The 16,335-nt window shown below is 72.6% G+C and carries 12 protein-coding genes; 5 read left to right on the top strand and 7 right to left on the bottom strand.

The features are described from left to right. Nucleotides 1–2,002: 2,002 nt before the first annotated feature. Together OIE75_RS40735 and OIE75_RS40730 are read left to right on the top strand one after the other, a co-directional pair. A complete protein-coding gene (locus OIE75_RS40735) occupies nt 2,003–4,564 on the top strand; it encodes a DEAD/DEAH box helicase (protein WP_329473903.1) in 2,562 nt (853 codons plus the stop codon). A gap of 151 nt (nt 4,565–4,715) precedes the next feature. Beyond that, complete coding sequence (locus OIE75_RS40730) at nt 4,716–4,889, top strand: hypothetical protein (RefSeq protein WP_329468868.1); 174 nt, start codon at nt 4,716–4,718, stop codon at nt 4,887–4,889. Between the two features lie 167 nt (nt 4,890–5,056). Here the strand turns inward: OIE75_RS40730 and OIE75_RS40725 are convergent, their stop codons facing one another. Beyond that, a complete protein-coding gene (locus tag OIE75_RS40725) occupies nt 5,057–5,815 on the bottom strand; it encodes a hypothetical protein (RefSeq protein ID WP_329468869.1) in 759 nt (252 codons plus the stop codon). A gap of 514 nt (nt 5,816–6,329) precedes the next feature. Here OIE75_RS40725 and OIE75_RS40720 point away from each other — a divergent pair. Together OIE75_RS40720 and OIE75_RS40715 are read left to right on the top strand one after the other, a co-directional pair. Beyond that, a complete protein-coding gene (locus tag OIE75_RS40720; RefSeq protein ID WP_329468870.1) occupies nt 6,330–7,589 on the top strand; it encodes a hypothetical protein in 1,260 nt (419 codons plus the stop codon). Nucleotides 7,590–7,595: 6 nt separating this feature from the next. Next, nucleotides 7,596–7,802 (top strand): hypothetical protein, encoded by a 207-nt coding sequence (locus tag OIE75_RS40715; protein WP_329468871.1) that lies wholly within the window; start codon nt 7,596–7,598, stop codon nt 7,800–7,802. A gap of 68 nt (nt 7,803–7,870) precedes the next feature. On the opposite strand, the gene OIE75_RS40710 is transcribed toward OIE75_RS40715, so the two are convergent. Then, nucleotides 7,871–8,491, bottom strand: coding sequence for a hypothetical protein (locus tag OIE75_RS40710; protein WP_329468872.1), 621 nt, complete (start codon nt 8,489–8,491; stop codon nt 7,871–7,873). 216 nt (nt 8,492–8,707) lie between these two features. Here OIE75_RS40710 and OIE75_RS40705 point away from each other — a divergent pair, with 216 nt between their 5' ends. Further along, nucleotides 8,708–10,081, top strand: a complete 1,374-nt coding sequence (locus OIE75_RS40705) for a helix-turn-helix domain-containing protein (protein WP_329468873.1) — start codon at nt 8,708–8,710, stop codon at nt 10,079–10,081. Nucleotides 10,082–10,118: 37 nt separating this feature from the next. Here OIE75_RS40705 and tpg read toward each other — a convergent pair whose 3' ends face one another. From tpg to OIE75_RS40680, 5 genes are all read right to left on the bottom strand, one after another. Continuing rightward, nucleotides 10,119–10,676: a telomere-protecting terminal protein Tpg gene (gene tpg / locus OIE75_RS40700; RefSeq protein ID WP_307017644.1), complete on the bottom strand. Its 558-nt coding sequence runs from the start codon at nt 10,674–10,676 to the stop codon at nt 10,119–10,121. 6 nt (nt 10,677–10,682) lie between these two features. Next, a complete protein-coding gene (gene tap / locus OIE75_RS40695) occupies nt 10,683–12,791 on the bottom strand; it encodes a telomere-associated protein Tap (protein ID WP_329468875.1) in 2,109 nt (702 codons plus the stop codon). A 131-nt stretch (nt 12,792–12,922) separates the two neighbouring features. Further along, a complete protein-coding gene (locus tag OIE75_RS40690; RefSeq protein WP_329468877.1) occupies nt 12,923–14,170 on the bottom strand; it encodes a ketosynthase chain-length factor in 1,248 nt (415 codons plus the stop codon). Continuing rightward, nucleotides 14,167–15,432, bottom strand: coding sequence for a beta-ketoacyl-[acyl-carrier-protein] synthase family protein (locus OIE75_RS40685; protein WP_307017638.1), 1,266 nt, complete (start codon nt 15,430–15,432; stop codon nt 14,167–14,169). Before OIE75_RS40685 ends, OIE75_RS40690 begins: the two co-directional genes overlap by 4 nt. A gap of 10 nt (nt 15,433–15,442) precedes the next feature. After that, nucleotides 15,443–16,213, bottom strand: a complete 771-nt coding sequence (locus OIE75_RS40680) for a thioesterase II family protein (RefSeq protein WP_329468880.1) — start codon at nt 16,211–16,213, stop codon at nt 15,443–15,445. Nucleotides 16,214–16,335 lie beyond the last annotated feature (122 nt).

Here is a 16,335-nt window from a genome sequence, read left to right as displayed (position 1 = left end):
TGCCACATCGCTGCGCGATGTGCAAGCGAACACCCGCGCTGCGCGCGGGTGTTGCGCTCCCGCTCCGCTCCCGCGGAGCGGGAGCGGAGCGGGACGCTGCGCGTCCCACTCACCGGCCCGGCTGCGCCGGGCCGGTGACGCTCAGTCCGCTGCGCTCCCAGAGCGCAGGGCCTACGGCCCTGCTGGGGTGGCCTCCGCTGCGCTCCAGCCACCTGGCCGCGCCCGCTGCGCGGGATGCGGCAACGGGCCTGCGGCCCGGGCGGCGAGGAGAAGGGGCTGGGGCGGGCGGTTCTACTCGGGCTGGGTCACGGTCAGAGCCCAGCGGACACTGTCATTCGAGGCGTCAACGCCCACAGTGAAAGAACCTCGCTGCACGACCCCGGGGTCCATGGTCACCGAGCCCACACCCGCGCTGCCGGCAGGGCAGTCCACCGTAAACTCAGCCACGCGTGCTTGCTGCGATTCCATCGTCACCGCCGCACTGCCTCCGCCTTCGCAGGCCACCGTGAGCACGGTCGGCAGCCCTTCCCATGCCCCACCGGACGCGACCCCGCCATCACCCGTCCACTCCTGCACCCACACCAAGCCCTCAGGCCCGGGATGAGGAAGAAGACCACCATCCGCCGCGGCCGGCACCGCCCCTGCACCCACCGCCCCGAAAGCCGCCAACAACGCCACTGCTACGGTCCTACGCGCACTCATCACGCCTGCCCCTCCTGATGGTCTGTCACGGTCAAGGCAGTGTGACGCGCGGGAAGACCGCCACGCATGAGTACAACGACTCATGGCTTTCAGAGCACTGTGCGCCACAAAGGGCCGGCCCGAGCAGCAAGGGCACGGAGCGCGGGGCTTGGCTCACTCAGCCGTCACGCGCTGCTGCTTTCCTCTTGGCCCGGCTCGCCATCCACTGCGCCACCACATTGACCACGGCCACGAGAACCGCGAAGACAAGCGCGTCGAGCCACGTCTTGCCTGTAACGGCGCGCCACACCACCGCGGACGCCCCGCAAACGACAAGCCACACGGCCACAGCAGTTGTCCAGCGCACCCATTGCCGAGACCACCACCCGGCCAGCCGTTCCCGTCTCCGCATGCCACCCCGGCTACCCCGGAACGCGCCCAACGAGCACCGCACCCGATCCGAGCGGCTACAGGGGGCTCCCGTCATCTGTCTGAATCGCGTCCTGATGGCGTTTCGGTCGGGTGAAACTCTGGGCCGCGAGGGCCGGCCAGATAAACGCGCAGGCCCCCGGGAACCACAGATTGAAGCCCGCGGGCCCGTACTCCCCCCCCTCCGCAATGCCAGTCCGAACCAGACCAGCATGAGGGCAGCCACTGCGAGCTGCACCCACCGCATCGTCCGGAGCGTCTCGGCCCGGCCCTCATGTAACCGGTATGTATGGTCTGCCATGCCTATCGGCTACCCCCAGGCAGCGGGCGCATCAACCGTCATCTCTCATACGAGGGGGCACCGGACGCTAGTGCCGGAGCCGTATCGTCTCTTCCTGTCGGTGACGGTGGAGGGTCCACAGAGTGCCGAGGAAGAACGCCAAGAACATGGCTGCGCACGCAGCCGCCCACGCGACCGCTGCCGTACCTTCATCGCCCACGACCCTGTCGATCAGCAGCGCGCACCACAGCAACGCGAACGCTGCGTGGAACCAGCGCCCGAATCGAAGGATCTTCACCGTTCGGGCCGGGAGCGGATGTTGACCTCGCCACCTGGACTGACTCATAGGCTTCGGCTACCCGCCGACAGTCAATTCCTGCCCTGGCCTCACTTCCCACCGGTAAGGGCAGTGTGCTTCATTTTTAATCGCCGATAGGCTCTGGAGTGGATTGGCAGCACTGGTAGCATCGGTCTTGTCTCCGATGTCCGCGTCCCGACTTCTTCCGACTGGCTGGTGCTGGCACCGCTCTGGTTACCGGGACAACCAATCTACATGCAGCTTTCCACGGCACACCGTGCAGGCATGGTCGCCATGAGAAGGAGGGCGAAAAGATCGTGAAGGAACTCCGCCCTCACCAGCGGGAAGCCGTGGACTCGGTACTACGTGCCTTCGAATTGCCTGCAAGATCGCGTGTGCCCGAGCGAGGGCTTCGAACGCAGGTGATCATGGCGACCGGGTCCGGGAAGACTCTGGTGGCGGCCCACAGCGCGGAGGAGCTCCATGCGGGCCGTGTGCTGGTGCTCGTGCCCTCGCTGGACCTGCTGGCGCAGACCGAGGCCGCGTGGCGGGAGGGGGGCCGTAGGGGGCCGACGATCGGGGTGTCCTCGCTGCGGGGTGAGGAGGTGTCCTTCCCCAACACCACGGACGTGGACGAGCTGGTGGAGTGGACGCGGGGCCTGGAGAAGGTGACCGTGTACGCCACGTACGCCAGTCTCGGTCTGGGCACGCTGGAGCGGGCCCACGCCGGAGGCCTCGCGGCCTGGGACTTGATCGTCGTGGACGAAGCCCACCGTGTTTCGGGCCGGATCGGGAAGCCGTGGGCGGTCGTCCACGACAACCATAAGATCCCGTCCCTGCGCCGCCTCTACATGACGGCCACGCCCCGGCTGTGGCAGCTCGGGGACGAGGACGAGGCCGGCGCACCCGGCGAGCTGGTCGCGAGCATGGAAGACGACCCCGAGGGCCTCTTCGGCAGCAGGGCGTTCACCCTGACCCTCTCGGAGGCCATCGACCGGGGAATCTGTGCCCCCTACCAGGTCGTATGCGTGGACGTCACCGACACCGCCCTCCAGGCCGCGCAGCTCCTGGGCGCCGAAGGCCGCTCGGCAGAGGTCCGCGGGGCCCGGCTCGCCGCTCTGCAGACCGCCCTGGTGAAGGCTTCGGCCGAGGAGAACTTCCGGCGCACGCTCGTCTTCCACCACGTCGTCAAGGAGGCCGAAGCGTTCGCGGCCGGCCTCCCGAACGTCGCCGCGCAGCTGCACGCCAGCGACCCCGAGCTGTACTCCAAGACGATCTGGGCGGACTGGCTGTGTGGCGACCACAAGCCGCTCCACCGGCGGCGTCTGCTGGGTGAGTTCGCGGCCGGGATCGCCACGGACGGGACCGTGGTGGAGAAGTGCTTCCTGTGCTCGGTGAAGGTTCTGGGCGAGGGGGTCGACACCAAAAGCTGTGACTCCGTGTACTGGGCGGACGTACGCGGCTCGATGCCCGACCTGGTCCAGGCGGTTGGACGAGCGCTGCGGATGCAGCCGGGCGAGGGCAAGATGGCGTCGCTCGTGGTGCCGGTGCTGCTCGGGCCGGGCGAGACGGCGGACAACATGCTCACCTCCCGGGCGTTCGGCGGGCTCGCCAAGCTCTTGGAGGCGCTGCGGGCGCACGACGCGCGGATCGTGGAGAGCCTCGCGGAGCAGCAGGCCCCGAGCCGCTACAAGCCCGTCAGCAGGGATGAGAGCGGGAAGAGCGCGGGTGGGAACGGCGAGGGCTCCGGAGGCGTCAGTGCCCCCGCCAAGGCCCTGCTGAAGTTCTCCACGCCCCGCGACCCGGCCGCCCTCGCCGCGTTCATCAACCTGCGAGTCCTCAACCCGGAACACGAACACTGGCGGCGCGGCGTGGAGGCCGCCGTCATCTACGCCCGCGTGCACGGCGACTTGAAGGTGCCGTTCACGTTCCGCGTGCCCGCCGTCGACGACCAGGAGGCGGAAGCCACCGGGTGGCCGGCCTCGCTCGCCGGGTTCCCGCTCGGGCAGTGGACCGCCGACGCGCGCAGGTTCTACGCCCGCGGTGACATGGATGAGGACCGCGTCGCGCAGCTGGAGAAGCTCGGCATGATCTGGTCGCACTTCGACGTCGCGTGGGAGGAGGGCCTGTCCGCCGCGCGCGGGTGGGCGGCCGAACACGGCCACCTCCTGGCCCCGCTGGACGCCACCTTCCAGGGGTATCGGGTGGGCATCTTTCTGAAAAACGCGCGGGCCGCCGCTCGGAAGGCTCAGGAAATCGAGCAGCGGCGTGCCGATGGGCTGCCGGTTCAGTCGTTGGCCGGGGCGCTGTCGGACGAGCGGCGTGAGCAGCTGGAGGAGATCGACGCGTCCTGGTGCCCGAGCTGGCCGGTGACGTGGCAGCGCTGCTTCCACCTGGTGAGGATGCACCTGGACGCGGGTGAGACGCTGCCCACCGAGGCGGGCGAGGCCGTGCGCCAGGGCGAGGACCTCGGGCGGTGGGTGCAGTCGGTGCGGCTCGGGTGGGACCAGCTCACGACCGTCCAGCAGTGGATGTGTGAGCACATCCTCGGGATCGAGTTCGCGAGCGAGGGCGAGAAGCCGCGGCCGCGCCGTACGCAGGCCGACAAGTGGGCGATGAACTACGCCGCCGCCAAGCAGTTCTACGAGCGCGAGGGGCACCTTCGAGTCCCGAGGCAGCATGTCGAGCGGATCGTCATCTGCGGAGACGGCGACAGCGGCGAGGAGTGGGAGGAGCGGGAGCTTCGGCTGGGGGCATGGGTCGGGAATCAGCGGAGCAGGGCCGCGGCGCTGTCGCCGGAGCGGGTGGAGCAGCTGTCCGTGATCGGGATGCGCTGGTCGTTGCGCCTCAGGTCGACCTCCCGGCCGTTCGCATAAGCCGTGACGTTCCGCCCAAAGAGCGGACCCGTGCGCTTCCGCGGTGTTCTGGCCATCTGTACGGCCAGGTAGGGGCATAGCAGCTCACGGTCGTCTACCGGCGGCCGGAGGCATTCCCGTCTCGTCTGTTCGGCGAAAGGGCGGCCAGTCCTTGCCCTTCCAGGCCGCTGAGCTCCTGCTGGACGCCGCAGTCCTGCACGGCCGCATCTCTGTGATCAGCAACGAGAAGGCCAGTTTGGTACTGGGCTGGGGGCCCCGCAGCGTCCGCGAGACGATCGTGGCCACCGCGGACAGTCAGATCCGGCTGGGTGTCGATCTGTCCTGATCGGTGAGGGACGCGGGCTCCCTTCGCCTGGGTGCAGTTGCCTGGCTCAGTCGTGGTGCCGGGTGCTCGCTTTCGCCGCGTCGGGGGCCGGCCCTTGTCTGCGATGGTCTTCGGTTGGGTGCCGGCTCCCTGCGGAGGGGAGCCGGCGCCGGGAGTGTGGGTCGTTGTTACGCGACCATGAAGGAGGTGGTCGTGCTGGCCCCGTACCGGCTCAATGTGTCCTGTGCCGCGACCTCCAGGGTCTCGAACGTGCGGGACGGCGGGGTGAACGTGATGGTCGCCGAGGATCCGGAGACGTGTGTCCATGTGGCGTCGGTCCTGAATTTGTACCGGTAGCCGATGATCGGGGAGTCTCCATCGGCGGGGGCGAGGGTGAAGGTGCCCGGGATGCCCGCGCCGCCGTGGGCAGTGCAGTGGGTGGAGGTGCACTCGGTGTAGGGCCCGCCGTAGATGATTCTGGGGGCCAGCGGGGCCGTCGGATCCACCGTGAAGTAGCAGAATGCGGTGGCGGCCGAGACCGTGTACTGGCTGCCGGTATAGGACCGGGTGACGGCGTTCATACGGTAGAGGGTGTTTGGGGAGAGAGTCGTCGTCAGGGTGGCGGTGACGACCGTGCCGTCGTCCACGAAGCCCGTGGAGGGCGCCAGTGTGGCAGTCACTGGTGTCCATGAGCCGTCCGCGTTTCGGCTGTCGACGGTGAAGTCGGCTCGTAGGCCGGCCGTTTGGGAGTTGTCGGTGTCGCCGTGGACACGGGCGGTCAGCCGCGGCTGCGGGCTGCCGATGGTGCCCGCAGTGGATTCGTCCTTGGCGCAGCCGACGCCGCTGCCGCCTGCGATGCCCTGCTCGGTCGGTGTGGCGGGCGGGTTGGGCTCGTCCGCGTGCGCCACGCCGAGCGGCATCAGGGCAAGCAGGCCTGCTGCCGCCAAGGCCCCCAGACGGCTCTTCAGGCGCCACTTGGCAGCACGGATCTGCGGTAGCCGTTGTTCATGTACATCCCCACCCTCAGCATCACCGCATGCGAATGCGCAAGCGAATGTGTATGCGAAGGTACGGATCGTACGCACATTCGTCTGCAGGTGCCATGCAGTTGGGTCCACCAAGTGCGTCCGGAAGGCGTCGACGCGTCCGGCCGCGCCGGCTCGCGAGCTACCGTCCCCAGTGGCTGGGCGGTTCGGGGGGGGACGGCCGTCGTCGCCACCGGTGCCCCGCCCAACGAGCCCGTCGGCGCCTGAACCCACGCCGCCCCCGCTTCGCGTCAACGGAGGCAGACCCGTTGTGCCGCTTGGACATCGGTGTGAGTCGGCTATGACAATTTGCAGGCTTTCTCAGATCATTGACGGCGTTTTCGTTTTCGTACGCGCGTCGCCCAGTCCGGGGTGGCGCTGCCGGCAACAGGGGGGATCGGCGTTGAGGAACACGTGGGGAAGAGGCAGCAGCCGGATGACGGGGGTGCTGCTGGCGGGGGTGCTGGCGGGGGCCGCGCTGACGGCGGGCACCGGGGCAGCGTCGGCCGCCCCAGACGGTGCCGGGGAGGTGGTGGTGCCGGCCGGGCCGGGGATGGAGCTGGCGGCCGCGACGTTCACGCAGATGACGGTGGACGACGCCGGCCGGCGGGTGTGGATCGCCGGCGACCGGGTCTTACCGGACGGGTCGCGCGAGGGTGAACTGCTCGGCGTGCTCTACGCGGGCACCGGGCCTGCCCTCGCGAGCGCGCGGCCGGACGCTCCGCTGTCCGGGGTCGCGGTCGAGCCGGACGGCTCGACGGTCTACGCCGGGCAGGCCGGCCACATCGCGGCCTTCTCGCACCGCAGCGGGATCCTGGAGCGACTGGGCCCCGTCGCGGCGCCGGCCGACGGGTGCGGGCGGGAACTGGTGCACACCGGCGGCCGGCTGTTCTTCACCAGCCGGCCCGCCGAGTCACCCGCAGGGTGCGCCGGCGGGCTGGGCACGGTCAACGTCGCCGCGAGAGCCGGCGGCGAGGCCGGCACGGTCATGTACACGGGCTCCCCGGTCCATCTCGAAGGGGGGCCCGGCGCACTGCTGGTGACCGCTCCCGAGCGCACGGATCCGCGCGACGACCCGGACCTGGGGATCTACCGGGTGACGGACGGGGCGGACGGCGGCGTGCTGGAGTTCCTGGGCGAGCGCCGCTTCACCGAGGACGGCACCGGCCCGGGCATGGACTTCCGGGACGCCTCCTTCTCCGCGGACGGCTCCGTCCTCGCGGTGGCCGACGGGGACAGGGGGACCGTGCTGCTCGGCGGTCGCGACGCCCGCTTCCTGGACAACCCCTACGCGCCCCTGCCCCAGGGCGTGGCGCCCACGGCCGTCGCCTTCAGCCCCGACGGCACGTGGTTCGCGCAGGGCGGCGCGGCGTCGGGCGAGGAGGCCGACCTGACCCTGGCGTTCGCCGACCCGGCCGTCGGGCGGCAGCCGCTGCGCATCAGCTTCGAGGACGAGGCCGCGGGCCGGCGCGTCGTCCCGCGCGGCATGGAGTTCTCCGGGGACGGCGAACAGCTCTTCGTCGTGACCTCCGACGAGGCGGGCAGCCGGTTTTGGCTGCACACGATCCGCACGCGCCAGGCCCTGGCCCCGTCGAGGTTCGCGGACGTGACGCACTCACCGGCCGTCGCCGCGGGACCGTTCAGGGTGAGCGGACGCCTGGAGCCGGAGGGGCCGGCCCTGGCCGGGGCGTCGTAGGTCACGGTGCAGCAGGTCACGGTGCGGCGGATGGAGGGCAGCCGGGTTGCCGGCCTGCCGCCGGTCCCGGCCGCCGAGGACAACACGTTCGTCCTGGAGGACGTCGTGGCGGGCGAGCCGGGCCGTGTCCACCACCTCCTCGGCTACGCGGGTGACGCGGTGCGCCACCCCGCGGAGCGCTGGCTCGTGGTGGACACGGCCCGGGCGGGGTGAGCGGGGCGGGTCCGTCCTCCCGACCCCCGTGGCGGGAGGACGGACCCGGCTCTGGGGTGGCGGGCCGGTCAGTACAGCTTGTTGACGGCCCGGGTCGTGGTCTTCTTGAAGGCGGCCACGGGCGCGTCGGTGAAGTCGCCCAGCTGTGCCCACTGGACGACGGTGACGGTCCTGTTGTCCCGTCCGACCGACAGCAGGGCGATGTCGGTGGCGCCCCAGGACGTCTCGGTGTGCAGGCCGCGGACGCGGGCGCCCTCCTCGACCGGCAGCGTGCCGAAGTCGCGGCCCTCGGCCACGGTGTCGGGCGAGGACTCCTCGATGCGGTCGGCGCAGGTGCGGATCAGGTCGTCGTAGTGCTTGGCCAGGGCCTTGGCGTGGGCGGCCGTGTCCGCGACGACGGTCAGCTGCACGGCGCCGGTGTCCAGGTCGGTGCGGAAGGTGCGGTGGCGGTAGTCGTAGGAGGGCACGCCCTCCGTGTGGACGCACAGGTCGAGTTGTTCGGGGAAGCCTTCGGTGACCGGCCCGGCCGTCCAGGACGACGTCGGGTGCGGCGGCAACTGGGACGCCGACAGGAACGCGGGCGCCGGCGTCTTCGGTGTAGCGGTCGCGGCGGGTGCCGTCAGGACCGCGCCGGCGGTGAGGGCGGCGGCCAGGGCGGTCACGGCGGCCGTTCGGATGCGCATGGACATGGGTGTTCCCCCCGTGGGACGAGTGCGTGGACGGCGGCCGGATCCGGCCCGGCCGGTGCGCCACCCAGAGCATCGGCCCGGGCGGCGGGCGGGTGCAACAGCCCGCCGGCGACCGGACACGGTGGAACCATCCCAGCCCCGCTGACGTGCAGGTACACGGATGCCTGGGACGCCGTCCCGGGCCGGGGCGTGGGTCGCAACGAGGACGGGGGACCTGTGTCGGCACAGGACGACGAAGGCGGCGGTGAGGTCGCGCGGTTCGCGGCGCAGTTGCGGGCGCTGAAGGAGCGCACCGACCGCAGCTACGGCTCGCTGGCCCGCCGGCTGGGCATGAACACCTCGACGCTGCACCGCTATTGCGCGGGCGACGCGGTGCCGCTCGGCTTCGCGCCCGTGGAACGCTTCGCGGCGCTGTGCGGGGCAACGCCCGAACAGCGCCTGGAACTTCACCGCTGCTGGCTCCTGGCCGTGGCGGCCCGCCATCGGCCCCGCACCGCTCACGCAGCGGATGCCGCGGACGAGGCGGCGCAGGACGGTGCGGGCGCCGCGGTGGAGGGCGCCGTCGGGCCGGGTCCTGCGGCCGGGGCCGGCGGGGGTGCCACGGCCGCGGGACCGGATCTCGCGCCCGCGGGGTCCGCGCTGTCCCCGCCGCGCCGGCCGTGGTACCGCCGCAGACGTGCTGTGGCCGCACTGGCCTGCGCCTGTGCTGTGCTCGCGACGCTCGGGGCGCTGACCGCGCTGGCGGACGGGCAGCGGGCGCCCGCCGGCACTCCCGCCCGGGCGGCAGCCGTCCCGTCCGCCTCCAGCACGGCAAGGACCGGGGCATCCCAGCGGCCGAGCACCTCGCCCCCCGCGAGCCGCACCCCCGGCGCCGCACGCTCTGCGCAGCCGACCGCACCCGGGAAGAAGCCGGCCACCACGGCCCCGTCCGGCGCGGCGTCCGCCACCGCCGGCGGCGGCGGGCAGCCCGCCCGCCTGCCGCTGGCCTGGTCCGTGAACTCCCAGGCCTGGAAACTCGGCTGCGGGCACGACTACGTCATCGCCAAGGAGCCCGCCCAGGTCCCCCCTCCCCCCGCCCCGCAGGACGCCGCGCCCTGGGCGGCGACGCAGGGGGCGGTGCACGGCGGCGAGACACTCGTGCAGCTGACGGTGCAGGGGCGCAGCGACACCGCCGTCGTGCTGGAGGCGCTGCGCGTGCGGGTGAGCGGACGCACCGCGCCGGCCGAAGGCAGCGCCTACGCCATGGACCAGGGCTGCGGCGGCGCCGTCACACCCCGGTCCTTCGCCGTGGACCTGGACAAGGACCGCCCCCTCGCCCGTGCGGTCGCCGGGAACGACTCCGGCACGCCGATCCCGGCCGTGCGCATGCCCTACCGGGTCTCCGCGACGGACCCCGAAGTGCTGCTGGTCACCGCCGGCACCCGCGCGTGCGACTGCCGCTGGTACCTGGAACTGGACTGGTCCTCCCAGGGCCGCACCGGCACGGTCCGTATCGACGACGGCGGCCGCCCGTTTCGCACCAGCGCCATCGAGGGCCTGCCCCGGTACACGTACGACACCCTGAACCGCCGGTGGGGGCCCTACAGCTAGCAGCGGGGCCCCGGGTTCGTGCGGGCCGGGCCGGGCGCTACAGGCCGATGTCGAGCCGGTCGATGTCGGTGAACTCCACGCCCAGGCCGTGGGCGCGGGTGTTGTTGTAGCGGAAGTACATCTCGGCGAGGCCCTCGGCGGCGATGCGCTGGAGCTGCTGTTCGGTGGCGCCCTGGTCGCGGGCGGTGAACAGGCGGTCCGCCCACTGGGGGGTGAGGGCCTGGGTGATGTCGCGGACTCGGGCGTCGTCCGTGGTGCCGGGAGCCGCGGTGAAGCCGAAGCGGGCCCGGGTGGAGAGGATCAGGCCGTCTGTGGTGGACGCCTTTGTCCTGGCCCGTTGCCGCACCTTCGGCTGCCAGCGCTTTCTGACCTCGCGTTCCATGCGGTCGCGCAGGTCCGGGCGGGGCCGTTTGAGCTGTCCCTTGACGTAGCGCTCCACGGTGCGCTGGGAGACGCCGAGGAGTCGGGCGACGGCCCCGGTGCCCTTGAGTTGCTTGACCAGGTACCTCATCCGGGCTTGGGCGCTGCGGGGAAGGGGGCGGGTGAAGGCTGCCTCCAGGGAGCGGTCCAGGCCGTCCCCGACCGGGTCTGTCATCGTCGGCTACTCCCCTTCCCCGGTGGGCGGATCGTTCTTGACGTGGTTGGCGATGTTGAAGACGCCGCCCTGCTGCTCGAACTGCTCCTCGGCCCACAGGACCGTGCGGGTGCCCTGGTGTTTGACCATGCCCGGGGAGATGCCGAGCCGGAAGGTGCCCGGCAGGGGCCGGCCCTCGGGTGTGTGTGGCAGGACGTCCAGCGGGGACGGCCCGGGTGAGGGGTAGACGACGGCGTCGGTGCCGATCGCCACCGGGTAGAGATCGGCCGCGGCGGCGGTCTTCATCAGTTTGCGGTGCAGGCCGACGCGCTGGTTGGCCAGCACGGCGGCCCGGATGTCGGGGCGCCACGTCTCACGTTGCAGGGCCGGCCACGGTTCGTAGTGGGGCACTTGGCCGCGGCTGCGCTGGCGGAGTTTGCCGATGCCGCCCTTCGCGGTGGCCTTGATGGCGCCGGCCAGCAGGGCCGGCGCCGCGTCGGCGTGCCGGGAGCGGGCCATCGCCCGCAGGAACTCGGCGCCGTCCATGCCGGTGGTGACGCCGAGGTCGGCCATCGTGGCGACGTAGGCGTCGCGCAGCCGCTTGTACCAGGCGTCCAGGTAGCGGCCGTTGCGGGTGCGTACGTACGCCTCGACGGGTGCGACCTCGAAGCCGAGTTCCACCGCGTAGGCGACGGTGGGGGTGGCGTACCAGGCCGGTCCGGTGGGGTGTTCGCCTTTGGGGGTGAACGGGGAGGGGAGCCGGCCGGCGTCGATGGTGCGGCCGTTGATCTGGATGCGGGAGAGGTCGACGTGGGAGAGGTCGACCAGCCAGGAGCCGGGCAGTGAGGGGTCGAAGGGCGGGTTGCCGGTGCGGTGGGTGGGGCCGCCCAGGCCGACGGTGAGGCCGTTGGCGGCGGCGGCGAAGGACATGTTGATGTCGATGGCGACCAGGTAGGGCCGCATGCACTCCTCGTCGGTGAGGGGCCGGCACCAGTCGTAGGGCTCCTCCATCAGCATCTCGGCCGGGGTGCGCAGGTGGTGGCGGGCGAAGCGGCCCTTGAGCAGGGGGTGTTCGTCGGGGACCTCGCACTCCACCGCCTCGTGCACCGCGGTGAGCGCGTCGTCGTTGAGGGCCCGGGTGAACTCGCCGGTGGCGGGGTCCTTCTGTGCGCGGGTCGGCGGGTGCAGCGCGGTCATCAGCTCCAGGCCGGTGACCGCCGCGGTGCCGCGCGGTGTCATCACGCGCTGGGCGTAGGTGGTGAGGTAGCGGGCGAGGTCGGCCGGGTGCATGGTGGGCAGCCGCGGGGTGTCGCGGTCGTCCCACTCGCGGGCGTCCAGGGCGTTCCAGGCCGGGATGCACAGCTGGACGCAGTGGCGGCGCGCTCCGTCGGCGGGGCGGTAGATCCTCGCCCAGGGGCCCAGGCCGCGTCGGGTCAGTTTCCAGTCGGCGCGGGCCAGTTGCCGGACCGTCCGGTGGCTGTCGGGGAGGCGGCCGTTGCGGCGTTCGTCGTCGGTCAGGGTGGTGGGCAGGCCGTAGCGTCGCAGGGCGGAGGGGGTGAGGACGAGGAGGGGGTCGGCGTCGCGGCCGTGGGCGTGCAGGCGGGCCTGGCCGAGCCGGGCCTCGGTCAGGGCCCAGTCGACGAGCGCCGGCAGGGACTTGGCGGGCACGTCCAGGACCAGGCCGTCGACGCAGTACGCCTGTGTCGGGCCGGTCTCGGCGTCGATGACGGCGAGGGGGCCGTGTTCGAAGCGCCGGGCGGTGGCGGGTGGGGCGGGGCTGGGTGCCGTGGCGGTGGGGGTGGGGGCGGTGGGGGTGGGGGCGGCGGTGTCCGCACCGTCGGGAGTCTCGGGGGCGTCGGGGGTGAGGGTGTCCTCGGGGGCGCCGGCGGGCGGGAACTGCTGTGCCCAGCCGTCGAGGAGGCGCTGGTAGGCCTGGCGCCGCGGGGGGCGGGGCTCGGCGCGGCCGGACTCCCAGTTCTTCACCGTCTGCGCCGTGGTCTGCAGTACCTGGGCGAGGCGGGCCTGGGTGATGCCGGCCCTCTCTCTCAGGCGGGCCCGCTCGGCGGGGGCGGGCAGGTGCGGCTCACCGGCGAGCAGTGTGTCAACGGCCGCGAACAGCTCTTCTTCCGTCGGCATGGAACCCGGTCACCTCCGCCGGTCACCGTAGCATTCGTTACCCTCCGATTCGCCGACGTGTTTACCCCTGGATTTAACCCGCCGGGGAGGCCGCCGGAACGCGGGGGATGTCGTTCCGGCGGCCGGTCCGGTCAGACGGCGCTCAGGACGGCCGCCGAGTTGAAGCCGCCGCGGCCGCGGGCGAGGACGAGGGCGTGGCGGACGCGGGTCTCGCGGGGGGTGGTGACGAGGTCGAGGGGGCAGTCGGCGGCGGGCCGGGTGGTGGCGGTGGTGGGCGGGATGATCTGGTCGCGCAGGGTGAGCAGGGCGGCGGCGGTGTCGAGGGTGGCGCCGCCGGCCAGGAGGCGGCCGGTCATCGTCTTGGGTGCGGTGACGGGGACGCCGCGGGGGCCGAACAGGGCGGCGAGGGCCTGGGCTTCGGCGCGGTCGGCGGTGCGGGTGCCGGCGGCGTCGGCGAAGACGACGCCGATGTCGGCGGCGTCCAGGCCGGCGTCGGTGAGGGCCAGGCGGGCGGCGTCGGCCAGGCGTGGGGTGCCGGGGCCGTCGAAGGTGGCGGCGTAGCCGGTGAACGCGCCGTAGACGGGGGCGTCGCGTTCGCGGGCGGCGGTGGCGTTCTCCAGGACGAACAGGGCGCCGCCCTCGCCGACGACGTGGCCGTCGGCGCGGGCGTCGAAGGGCCGGTAGGCGCGGGCGGGGTCGGCGGTGGTGCTGAGGTGGCCGGTGGCGAGGTGGGCGGCCCAGCCCCAGGGGCACAGGGCGGAGTCGACGCCGCCGGTGACCATCAGGCGGGCGCCTTTGCGGATCTGGCGGCGGGCGTGGGCGAGGGCGTCGAGGCCGCCGGCCTGTTCGGCGACGACGACGCCGCTGGAGCCGCGCAGTTGGTGGCGGATGGAGATCTGGCCGGTGTTGACGGCGTAGAACCAGGCGAAGGACTGGTAGGCGCTGACGTACTGGCCGCCCTTGGACCACAGGGCCTGCAGTTCGCGCTGGCCGAACTCGAAGCCGCCGGCGGAGGAGGCGGTGACGACGCCGGCGCCGTAGCCGGGCAGGGTGGCGGGGTCGCTGCCCGAGGCGTCGAGGGCTTCCTTGGCGGCGGTCAGGGAGAGGCGGGTGACGCGGTCGGTCTGCGACAGCAGGAGGCTGGGCAGGTGGTCCTCGTCGACGAATCCGGGGATCTCGCCGGCGATGCGTACGGGGTAGCGGGAGGCGTCGAAGCGGGTGAGCGGGCGGATGCCGCTTTCGCCGCGCAGGGTGGCCGCCCACCAGGCTTCGGTGCCCAGCCCGTTGGGGGCCGTGACGCCGATGCCGGTGACGACGGAGCCGGTGGTGGCGCCGGTGGCGGCGCGCCGGGCGGGTCGGTCGAGGGTGGCCGTGGTCATGCCGCCTCCTCAAGTCGCGGCCGGGTCAGGACGATGGCGCTCTGGAAGCCGCCGAATCCGCTGCCGACGCTGAGGACGGTGTCCGTGCGCTGTTCGCGTGCGGTCAGCGGGGTGTAGTCGAGGTCGCAGGCCGGGTCGGCCTCGTGCAGGTTGGCGGTGGGGGGCACGGTGTTGTGCTCGATGGCCAGGGCGCTGGCGGCGATCTCGAGTGAGCCGATCGCGCCGAGGGAGTGGCCGATCATGGATTTGATGGAGCTGACCGGGACCCGGTAGGCGTGGTCGCCGAGGCTGCGTTTGAAGGCTGCGGTCTCGTGGCGGTCGTTCTGTTTGGTGCCGGAGCCGTGGGCGTTGACGTAGTCGACGGCGGTGGGGTCCAGGCGGGCTTCGTCGAGTGCCGCGCGGATCGCCTCGGCCATCTCCGCGCCGTCGGACTTCAGGCCGGTCATGTGGTAGGCGTTGCTGCGGCCGGCGAATCCCGCGATCTCGGCGTAGATGTGGGCGCCGCGGCGGCGGGCGTGCCCGAACTCCTCCAGGACCAGCACGGCCGACCCCTCGCCGAGGACGAAGCCGTTGCGGGAGCGGTCGAAGGGGCGTGAGGCGGTTTGTGGGGTGTCGTTGCGGGGGCTGGTGGCCTTGATGGCGTCGAAGCAGGCCACGGTGATCGGGGAGATGGGTGCCTCGGTGGCGCCGGTCACCATGATGTCGGCGCTGCCCTCGCGGATCAGGTCGACGGCGTGGCAGACGGAGTCGATGCCGGAGGTGCAGCCGGTGGAGACCAGGGAGACCGGGCCCTGGGCGCCGACGGCGCCGGCCACCTCGGCGGCCATGGAACTGGGCACGAAGTAGTCGAAGAGATGCGCGACGGCGCGGGTGTGGTCGACCTCCCAGGTGCTGCCCCCTTCGCTGACCACGCCGTACTCGGTGTCGAGGCCGGTGGTGCAGCCGACGGCGCTGCCGAGGGTGACGCCGGTGCGCACCGGGTCCAGGACGCCGGCCAGTTGGCTGTCCTCGAGCGCTTCGCGGGCGCTTGCGAGGGCGAACTGGGCGGCGCGGTCGAGGCGGGTGGCGTCGGCGGGGCCGATGCCGTGGGCGGCGGGGTCGAAGTCCGCTTCGGCGGCGATGCGTGAGCGGAAGGTGCTCGCGTCGAAGAGTGTGATGCCGCGGGTGGCGGTGCGGCCCGCGGTCAGCGTGTTCCAGAACGCGCGGGTGCCCACGCCGCCCGGGGCCACGACCCCGATGCCGGTGATGACGACCCGCCTCATCGGTTGTCCCTCACAGTTGTCCTCCAGTTATGAGCCCAGGTACGGGCCGAGTGCGCCGCACCACGCGGCAGGCGCGCCCGATCAGCCGGGGTGCGTGCGGGCCGCGGACGAAGAAGTGGCCGCCGGGGACGGTGCGCCGGACGAAGCGGCCGGTGGTCCAGCGCGCCCAGCCGTCGAGCGTGGCCGCGCCGACGACGGGGTCGTTGTGGCCGTCGACGGCCAGGACGGGCACGGGCAGGGGGCGGTGTGCCGCGTCGGCGAGCGCGGCGGTGCGCAGGGCGGTGGCGAGCAGGAGGTCGTCGCGCAGTACGGGCAGCACGGTGCGGTACCAGAGGCTGCCGGGGGCGGCGAGGGGGCCGTGGGGTGCCGCGTCGAGGTCGCTCGCGAAGCGCAGCAGGTCGGTGTCGCTCAGCTCGCCGTGGTGGGGGGTGGCGGCGTGGGGCGGGGGGCTGGCGCCGACGGCCAGGAATGCGGGGGCGGGCAGCGCGAGGTCGAGCAGTGCGCGGGTGAGGGTGTGGGCGACGACGCCGCCCAGGCTGTGTCCGTACAGGGCGTAGGGGCGGCCGTCGGTGATCTGTTCGGCCAGCGGGCCCAGGAGGGCCTCGAGGAGCTGGGCGCGTGTGGTGGCGCGGGTTTCGCGGCGGCGGGCGCCGCGTCCGGGCAGCAGGAGGGGGACGACGTGCACCGCGGGGCCGGTGGTGGCGGGCCAGTGCGTGAAGGCGGACACGCCGGCGCCGGCGTGGGCGAGGCAGTAGAGGGTGAGGGGTGTGCCGTCCGGCATGGTGTCGCACCTCCTCGGTCGCCGTGGTGGGAGCGTGTGGGCTGGTGCTGAGCCTCGCCGACGTGCCTGGAGCACGGCTTGAATCGGCCACGTGCGGGCGGGTGTTGGCGGCAGCTGCCGCG

The sequence above is a fragment of the Streptomyces sp. NBC_01723 genome, from assembly GCF_036246005.1.
In the GTDB taxonomy this organism is placed as follows: Bacteria; Actinomycetota; Actinomycetes; order Streptomycetales; family Streptomycetaceae; genus Streptomyces.
This window is presented reverse-complemented; position numbering and strand designations above follow the sequence as displayed.

Excerpts from the sequence above, each read along its gene's own strand:
- OIE75_RS40710 (WP_329468872.1), bottom strand. The coding sequence starts at position 8,491 with ATGTCCATGCGCATCCGAACGGCCGCCGTGACCGCCCTGGCCGCCGCC.
- OIE75_RS40690 (WP_329468877.1), bottom strand. The coding sequence starts at position 14,170 with ATGACCACGGCCACCCTCGACCGACCCGCCCGGCGCGCCGCCACCGGC.
- OIE75_RS40680 (WP_329468880.1), bottom strand. The coding sequence starts at position 16,213 with ATGCCGGACGGCACACCCCTCACCCTCTACTGCCTCGCCCACGCCGGC.
- OIE75_RS40720 (WP_329468870.1), top strand. The coding sequence starts at position 6,330 with ATGACGGGGGTGCTGCTGGCGGGGGTGCTGGCGGGGGCCGCGCTGACG.
- tap (WP_329468875.1), bottom strand. The coding sequence starts at position 12,791 with ATGCCGACGGAAGAAGAGCTGTTCGCGGCCGTTGACACACTGCTCGCC.
- OIE75_RS40685 (WP_307017638.1), bottom strand. The coding sequence starts at position 15,432 with ATGAGGCGGGTCGTCATCACCGGCATCGGGGTCGTGGCCCCGGGCGGC.
- tpg (WP_307017644.1), bottom strand. The coding sequence starts at position 10,676 with ATGACAGACCCGGTCGGGGACGGCCTGGACCGCTCCCTGGAGGCAGCC.